Raw genomic sequence first — 296 nt, 5'->3', positions numbered from 1 at the left:
GGCCGTAGCGGCCCATCATCACGACATCCTCGACCAGCAGCGGGAAGTCCCAATCGACCTCTTCGCTCTGCGGCACGTAGGCGATCCACTTGCGGCGCAGCGCGGCGCGCGCCGGCAGGCCGAGCACGGTGACCTGGCCGCGCGCCAGCCGCACGATTCCCATGATGGCCTTGAACAGCGTCGACTTGCCGCTGCCGTTCAGGCCCACCAGCGCCGTGATGGTGCCGGCCGGCGTGTCGAAGCTGGCGTTGCGCAGCGCGACATGGCCATTGCGATAGACGACGGTGGCATCGTCC

Annotated in this window: 1 protein-coding gene; it reads right to left on the bottom strand. The window is 68.9% G+C overall.

What is annotated here, in order from left to right; genetic code table 11:
* A partial coding sequence (locus FD47_RS14865) for an ATP-binding cassette domain-containing protein (protein WP_156404182.1) occupies positions 1-296 on the bottom strand: 296 nt, incomplete at both ends.

The organism is Lentilactobacillus parafarraginis DSM 18390 = JCM 14109 (assembly GCF_001435895.1).
GTDB classification, from domain to species: Bacteria; Bacillota; Bacilli; order Lactobacillales; family Lactobacillaceae; genus Lentilactobacillus; species Lentilactobacillus parafarraginis.
The sequence above is the reverse complement of the archived record's forward strand: the minus strand, read 5'-3'. Positions and strand labels throughout refer to the sequence as shown.